Source organism: Desulfosalsimonas sp. (genome assembly GCF_055149105.1).
Map to the genome: position 1 here is coordinate 1 of NZ_JBSRLA010000099.1, position 7,349 is coordinate 7,349.

A 7,349-nucleotide genomic window follows, 5' to 3' on the forward strand; every position below is an offset into this window, starting at 1 on the left:
TGAACTGGCATGGGTGCATGATCCGGCCTATATTGCCAAAATCGCCGAGACGGCCGGGCACAGGCTTTCCTCCCTGGATCTGGACACCCAGACCACCGCCCAGTCCTATGCCACGGCCAGGCTTGCCGTCGGCGGGGTTTTCAGCCTGATCGACGCGGTGCTGCAGGAAAAGCAACCGCATTGCGGCATCGCCTGTGTGCGGCCGCCCGGGCATCATGCAGAGCCGGACCGTGCCATGGGATTCTGCCTGTTTAACAACATCGCCCTGGGCGCACAATACCTCAGAAGACAATACGGCGTAAAACGGGTGCTGATCGCAGACATCGACGTGCACCACGGAAACGGGATTCAGAAAGCGTTTTATGAATCCCCGGAAGTGCTTTATTTCTCTGTCCATCAGTTCCCGTGCTACCCGGGTACCGGCAGGCTCGCCGATATCGGAGCCGGCCGGGGCGTGGGGTACACCATCAATATGCCCCTGTCAAAGGGCCGGGGCGACGGCGACTATGCCCTGATCCTGCACCACCTGCTGGCGCCGGTGGCCCGGGCGTACGCACCGGAAGTGATCCTGGTGGCCCTGGGGTTTGACCTGTATGCCCATGACCCGCTGGGGCAGATGAATGTCACGCCCGAAGGCTATGCCCTGTTGACCCACATGCTCAAGTCCCTTGCCGGGGAGGTCTGCAGCGGACACATCGTTTTCGTGCTCGAAGGCGGCTACAGCCAGGAGGGCATCCTTTCCTGCGGCCGCCGCGTCTTTCAGGAACTCGCAGACCTGCCCACCCTGCCGCCTGAAAAAATCAAACGGCCGGCCCTGGAAAAACCCGCCACTTTGCCTGAACTGAGAAAAGTCATGGACGTGCACAAAAAATACTGGCCCGTTCTTCAATAGCTGTTCCGTTCCCTTTTTCACGACCGAAACAATCCATATCCACCCAATGTCCACCATGTGTTGACAGGCATGCTCCGTTGATGGGCGGTATTTTTAGTTCTTATATTTTTTTATTTGATTTCAGTTACTTAAAAAAGGAGTCCAGGGGCGTCGCAATGGCATGCTTTTTGATATGTATTTGAACAAACATGCCCGGCGGGTGAAAGAATCCCGCGGACCTTGGGCAATATATTTTTCACCTAAATTGAGCGTTTCAGATTTTTAAAAGCACTTTATTTGAAAGGATCACATCCATTTCTATTTTAAAAATCTGAAACCCTCCGGGATTTTCAATTTTACCGCATCTACTGCGTCAGATACAGCCTTGCATAGTTGACTATAGCGAGTCTGCATCTTCCTTGTATATACGGCAAACTTGAAAATCGCTCAATTTAGGTTTCATGCAAAGGAAGCGCTGAATGAAAGGAATCGAAACACTGGGCAAAAATCCGGACAACGGGTACCAGGTGCCTGAAAAAAATGCATACGTTCACCTCTTCCGGCGCTTTACCGTGCTGACGGTTGTCTGTTCCATTGTTCCGCTGCTGCTGGTGGGGTGGGGGCTGAACATGCATTACACCTATTTTGCCAAAACCCGGATTATCAATTCTTTCAGGGATCGGGTGGCCAATCACGGGAGATTTATCGAGCAGTTCCTGCAGGAGCAGAGTTCCAAGCTGCGGCTGGTCGCATACACCCATTCCAAGGAAACGCTGCGGCAGCCGGAAAAGCTGGAGCAAGTGTTCGAAAACATGAACAAGGACTATCCCTCGATTACCGACCTGGGCGTCATTGATGCACAGGGGCGCCACCTGGCCTATGTGGGCCCGTATGACCTGCTGGATAAAAATTATTTTCAAGAGAAATGGTTCAAGCAGGTCATGGAAAAGGGGGTCTACATCAGCGACATGTTCATGGGATTCCGCCAGGAACCGCATTTCATTATCGCGGTACTTCGGAATGCAGAAGAGGGGAAATGGATCCTGCGGGCCACCATCAATACCCACGTATTCCGGTCCCTGGTGGAAAACGTGCGCATCGGCGAAACCGGCGAGGTCTACATGGTCAACGAAAAAGGCCTTTATCAGACCAATCCCCGGTTCGGCGGGGCGATCATGGATCAGGCAAACGTGTCTGTAAACCATTTCAGCACACCGGTGCAGGTCAATGTTTATGATGAAAGCGCCGGGGGGCGTTTTACAAACCGTATTATCGGCAAATCCTGGCTCAGCGAACCCCGGTGGATGCTGATCATCGAGCAGGATTATACCGAGGCGTTTGCCGAAGTGTTCCATGCCCGGTTCACGAATCTTTTGTTCCTTCACCTGAGTGCACTGAGCATCCTGGTGGCGGCCATATTTATCACCCGGCACATGGTGAAACTCATCAAGAACCGGGACCTTCAGGCCGCCCGGCTGAACACCCAGCTCATGCAGGCCAGCAAAATGGCCTCCATTGGGGAGCTTTCGGCCGGTGTGGCCCACGAGATCAACAACCCGGTGGCCATCATCATGACCGAACGGCAGCTTCTGCTCGATCAATTCCAGAAATCCGAAATCGACGACCCGGAATTCCGGGAGCAGTTTCAAAGCTCCATGGAGCAGGTCGCTGTGCAGGGACAGCGGTGCAAGCGCATCACCCAGAATCTGCTGCGGTTTTCCCGGCGGACCCGGTCCATGGTGGAGACCATTAATTTGAATCAATTCATCGGCGAGGTCATCGAGCTGATGGAACGCGAAGCCAGGAGTTCCGGCATCAAGTTCATCGCAGATCTCGACGAGCGGCTGGAATCCATTGAGTCGGATCCCTCCCAGCTGCAACAGGTATTTCTGAACCTGATCACCAATGCCATAGACGCCCATGAAAACAAGTCCTATGGCTCCATCCGGATTGCGACCAAATACGATGATACTGCAGAAGGGGTTTTCATCACTATTGCCGATACCGGATCAGGGATTTCGAGCAAGGACCTGGATCGGATCTTCGATCCCTTTTACACCACAAAGCCGGTGGGTAAGGGCACGGGTCTGGGCCTTTCGATCTGTTACAGCATTGTCCAGCAATTGGGGGGAGACATCACGGTTCGCAGCGAACTTGGGGAAGGAACTGAGTTTGTTATTTTTCTTCCCCCTGCCATGCCGCAAAAAACTGCAGAAAAGGATGAACAATCCAGCGAAACAGAAACCAAAGCAACATAAAAAAGGAGGTAACCATGAAAGGCAGTCGAATATTGCTTGTAGACGACGAAGTCGTTTTCACCAACAACATGTCCAAGCTGCTGAAGAGCCGGGGCTATCGGGTAGGGGCAGTCAACAGCGGGGATGCGGCCATCCGGGAGCTTCAGAACCAGGATTTTGACGTGGTGGTGCTGGATCTGAAGATGCCGGGTATGGACGGGATTTCCACGTTAAAGGAGATCAAAAGGCTCGACCTGTTTACCCAGACCCTGATCCTGACCGGCCACGGCTCCATTGACTCGGCCCTGGAAGCCGTCAAGCTCGGTGCCTATGATTATTTGACCAAGCCGTGCGAGATCGATGAGCTGGTGGAAAAAATCGAGGGCGCCTGGCAGAAAAAGGATTCCGAGGTCAAGGAGGAGATGCAGGAAAACGTCCAGAAGATCATCGAATCACCGCATTCGGTATTCGACCTGTATCCGAAGGGCAAAGATAAAAAGAAATAATGCCGTAACTTATATTTTTATTACTTGGCGGGCATAACATTTTTTAGCCTTTTTACGAAGCCATCAAAAATGAAAAGGAGGATGAACAATGGCAAATTCCGTACCTATGACGGGTTTGACATGGTTAGTATCACGGTGGGCAATGCTGCCACCCCCTTTTCCCGGGAGTTTCTGACATCTTCAAAGCGCCAGCAGCTCGTTGAGCGAACATTTGTGGGTGATCACAACTACGGCACCCCGGACCGGGCCGCGGGCGTGCATCTTTCCGGCAATGTGCTGGATAAGAAACTGGGGTGGGCCGTATCCGGGGTCCAGTCCTGCATTGACCCGGATAACAGTAAGCTCGATTTCGATACGCCGGTCAACCGCAATGATGACTTTAACGAGGGCTGGATGGCCGTGGGGCGGGTGGACTTTCACCCCTTCGGCTACCTGAAAATGGCCCAGGGCGACTTTGACAGGGAGAACCTGAAGGCCACGATCAGCCTGGCCGCCTTTACCTGGTCAAATGATGACGACAAATATTTCACCGGATGAAGATGTAGATAGTGTCAACGGTTTCGAAGTCAGCGGCGCGGTGCGATTCATGGGGTTTTCTGTTGATGCCGAATACAATTTTTTCAATTCTGAACTCGTGGATGACGGCGTCACTGCGGGCATTTATGAAAACAGCGAGACCGACCTGGAGAACTGGGCCGTGGAAGGTGGCTATATGCTGCCGGGCAACATGGTCGAGATCGTGGCCGGGTATGAAAGTCAGGATGCGGACAATTATGCAGAAGCCTGGAACCGTACCTCGGTGGGGGCCAACTATTTCTTCACCGGCAACCACGATATCAAGCTGCAGGCCACTTACCGGATGGGAGAAAATATTGACGGGGTGGACGGAGATGATGCAGACGAGGTTTTTGTTCAGATGCAGTATGTTTTCTAAACTCCGACAGACTTAATATTCGGCCGGCTGCCGAAAGGGGGGGCCGGCCGAATCTTCAATAAAGGGGGGGAAATGAAGAACCCAGGGTCGTTTAATAGTGAGCCGCAGCCGCAGGTGCCTGAAGAACCCAATTATGCGCTGTTGATCCGTGAACGGGTCAACAGATACGGCGATAAAACGGCCCTGCGCACAAAACGGTCGGGCGCATGGGAGTCGTTGAGTTGGCGGCAATTGGGGGAAAAACTGGAAAAAGCCGCCGGCGCCATGCTCGGCGCGGGCCTGGAGCCCCAGCAGATGATCGCAATTTACTCCCAGAACAAGCCGGAGTGCACGATTGCCGATATTGCTGCGCTGAGCATCCGCTGCGTTCCGGTTTTCATCTATCCGACCAACACCGCAGAGCAGGCCGAGTACATCGTCAATGATGCGGGTGCCCGGCTGCTGTTTGTGGGCGACCAGGAGCAGTATGACAAGGCCGCCTCTTTTTTCGGGAACTCGGCGTGCCCGGAGAAAATCATCGCCTTTGACCGCGGCATCCGGATCGATGCCTCCGAAGACGTCATGTATTTTGATGATTTTCTGGCCCGGGGGGATGCGCAGGGCGTGCAAGATAAAATCGAAAAGCGCCTGACAGGCGCCTCCCAGGACGATATTCTGACCCTGATTTATACCTCCGGCACCACGGGAATGCCCAAAGGCGTGATTTTGACGCACTACAACATCCTGTTCAGTGGTGCCAGCCACGATATCCGGCTGCTCAATCCGAATGAAACCGATCTGTCCCTGTGCTTTCTGCCCCTGTCGCACGTGTTTGAGCGGGCCTGGACTTACTATGCGCTCTACAAGGGGATGGAAATTGTCTATCTCGAGGATCCAAAGCAGATCATCGGTTTTATTGCAGAAGTCCGGCCGACCATTATGTGCGCCGTGCCCAGGATTTATGAAAAAATCTACGCCGCGGTCTTCCACAACATGGAATCGGCCTCTTCCGTGAAAAAAAGATTGTTTGAATGGGCAGTGGAGGTGGGCCGGCGGGCCAATAACTGTAAAAAGGACCGTCTGCCGGTACCGCCCGGGCTGAAATTCAGGCACATGATTGCCGACCGGCTGGTGCTCAAAAAGATCCGGGACCTGGTTGGCGGCAGGATAAGATTTATGCCCTGTGCCGGCGCCCCGCTGTCACAGGAGATCGAGGAATTCTTTTACGCGGTGGGTGTTTTTGTCTGGTACGGGTACGGACTGAGCGAAACCACGGCCACTGTGACCTGTCATCCGCCGTATCACTTCCAATTCGGCCTGGTGGGCACACCCATGCCGGGCGTGGAGGTGAAAATTGCCGATAGCGGGGAAATTCTCGTGCGCGGCGGCAATGTCATGCAGGGATACTATAATCGGCCCGCGGACACGGCGGATGCCTTCGAAGACGGGTGGTTCAGGACCGGGGATGTGGGGGAATTTGCGGAAAACGGGGAATTGCGCATCACGGACCGCATCAAGGACCTGATGAAAACCTCGGGCGGCAAGTATATCGCCCCCCAGGCGATCGAGTCCGTGGTGGGCGCCGATCACTTCATCGAACAGGTCGTGGTCATCGGCGAGCGGAAAAAATATGTCTCCGCCCTGATCGTCCCGGAGTTCGAGGCGCTGGCGGAATACGCCCGGAACCGGGGGATCGAATACGGCTCCCCGGCGGAACTGGTCAACCGGTCCGATATCATTGAAATGTACCGCAAGCGGATCGAACAAAGGCAGGCCGGCCTGGCCGAGTATGAAAAGATCAAGCAGTTTACGCTTTTATCTGAGCCTTTTTCCGTTGACCGCAATGAGATTACGCCCACCCTGAAGGTCAAAAGAAAAATGGTGACCGAAAAGTTCGCAGATTCCATCGAGCGGATGTACAAGTAAGCAGGGCCGGTCAGATATTATACAGGTAGTGGCACACCCGGCATCCCTCGGGGGCTTCGGGCATGGCTTTTTCCGCGGCCTGCTGAAGCTGGGAGCGATTGGCCCCGCCGCTGATAAAGCCTTCTGCAAATTTGTCTTCGTATATCCGGATCCGCTCTTCAAAAATATTCCTGTAAAACCGGCAGGTCTTGGCTTCCCACAGGTCGGCCAGGTCATCTTCGGGCAGCCGGCCGTAATGGACCTGCGGCATCACCGCGTCTTTGCCCAGAAACGTGGTGGGGCCGCCGATGGCCAGGTTGATGCAGGGGGCCGCCGATCCGTCGTGTCGGATGAACATGGATGTGGTGGGGTCCTGCTCGCACACTGGCTGTTCGTCCGGCGTAAATGGAAAGTCGGTGGTGGCAAGCCCCAGTTTTTTGGCTGTGCGCCTGGCCTTTTTCAGTTCCTTTTCCATTTGCCGGACCTGCCTGGTCTCTTGCGTGGCAAACAGGCCGAGGCCCTTGCCGTGCTCGCCCCGGATGACATCGCACTGCTTGAAATTGACCTGGTCCGCCCCCAGTTCCGCGGCCAGTTCCACAATGGCCGTAACCTGGTGAAAGTTGACCGGCATCATGACGAAGTTGATCATGACTTTGACCGGTTTGCCGGCGCGCATCCGGCAGAACCGCCTGAGATTTTCACAGACCTGCTCAAAATTTGCGCCCAAGCGGATTTTTTCATAAACCTCGGCCGTGGCCCCGTCCATGGAAACACACACCCAGTCCACGCCGGCATCAAGCAGCGCCCGGCTCTTTTCTTCGGTGAGCAGCGTGCCGTTGGTCAAAATGCCGGTCTCGCATCCGGCGCGGTGCGCTTCTGCCATCCAGTCTGTTAAGTGCGGCTGGAGCAGGGGCTCG

General features: G+C 54.6%; 7 protein-coding genes. 6 read left to right on the top strand and 1 reads right to left on the bottom strand.

The features are described 5' to 3' along the window. From ACTCIA_RS15825 to ACTCIA_RS15850, 6 genes are all read left to right on the top strand, one after another. Positions 1-892, top strand: an 892-nt coding sequence (locus ACTCIA_RS15825; protein ID WP_463002772.1) for a histone deacetylase family protein, incomplete at its 5' end; no start/stop codon positions are given. A gap of 458 nt (positions 893-1,350) precedes the next feature. After that, positions 1,351-3,129, top strand: coding sequence for a sensor histidine kinase (locus ACTCIA_RS15830; protein WP_463002773.1), 1,779 nt, complete (start codon positions 1,351-1,353; stop codon positions 3,127-3,129). A gap of 14 nt (positions 3,130-3,143) precedes the next feature. Next, positions 3,144-3,614 carry a sigma-54-dependent transcriptional regulator gene (locus ACTCIA_RS15835; RefSeq protein WP_463002774.1) on the top strand — a complete coding sequence of 157 codons (471 nt, stop codon included), beginning with the start codon at positions 3,144-3,146 and terminating at the stop codon, positions 3,612-3,614. 81 nt (positions 3,615-3,695) lie between these two features. Continuing rightward, complete coding sequence (locus ACTCIA_RS15840) at positions 3,696-4,151, top strand: porin (protein WP_463002775.1); 456 nt, start codon at positions 3,696-3,698, stop codon at positions 4,149-4,151. 49 nt (positions 4,152-4,200) lie between these two features. Beyond that, complete coding sequence (locus ACTCIA_RS15845) at positions 4,201-4,548, top strand: hypothetical protein (RefSeq protein ID WP_463002776.1); 348 nt, start codon at positions 4,201-4,203, stop codon at positions 4,546-4,548. A gap of 72 nt (positions 4,549-4,620) precedes the next feature. Further along, positions 4,621-6,453 carry an AMP-dependent synthetase/ligase gene (locus ACTCIA_RS15850; RefSeq protein ID WP_463002777.1) on the top strand — a complete coding sequence of 611 codons (1,833 nt, stop codon included), beginning with the start codon at positions 4,621-4,623 and terminating at the stop codon, positions 6,451-6,453. Positions 6,454-6,463: 10 nt separating this feature from the next. On the opposite strand, the gene ACTCIA_RS15855 is transcribed toward ACTCIA_RS15850, so the two are convergent. Continuing rightward, the coding region (locus ACTCIA_RS15855; RefSeq protein WP_463002778.1) for a radical SAM protein at positions 6,464-7,349 on the bottom strand (886 nt) is incomplete at its 5' end.

Bases quoted from the DNA above. Each gene is read 5' to 3' on its own strand.
- ACTCIA_RS15830 (WP_463002773.1), top strand. From the start codon at position 1,351: ATGAAAGGAATCGAAACACTGGGCAAAAATCCGGACAACGGGTACCAG.
- ACTCIA_RS15835 (WP_463002774.1), top strand. From the start codon at position 3,144: ATGAAAGGCAGTCGAATATTGCTTGTAGACGACGAAGTCGTTTTCACC.
- ACTCIA_RS15840 (WP_463002775.1), top strand. From the start codon at position 3,696: ATGAACAATGGCAAATTCCGTACCTATGACGGGTTTGACATGGTTAGT.
- ACTCIA_RS15845 (WP_463002776.1), top strand. From the start codon at position 4,201: ATGGGGTTTTCTGTTGATGCCGAATACAATTTTTTCAATTCTGAACTC.
- ACTCIA_RS15850 (WP_463002777.1), top strand. From the start codon at position 4,621: ATGAAGAACCCAGGGTCGTTTAATAGTGAGCCGCAGCCGCAGGTGCCT.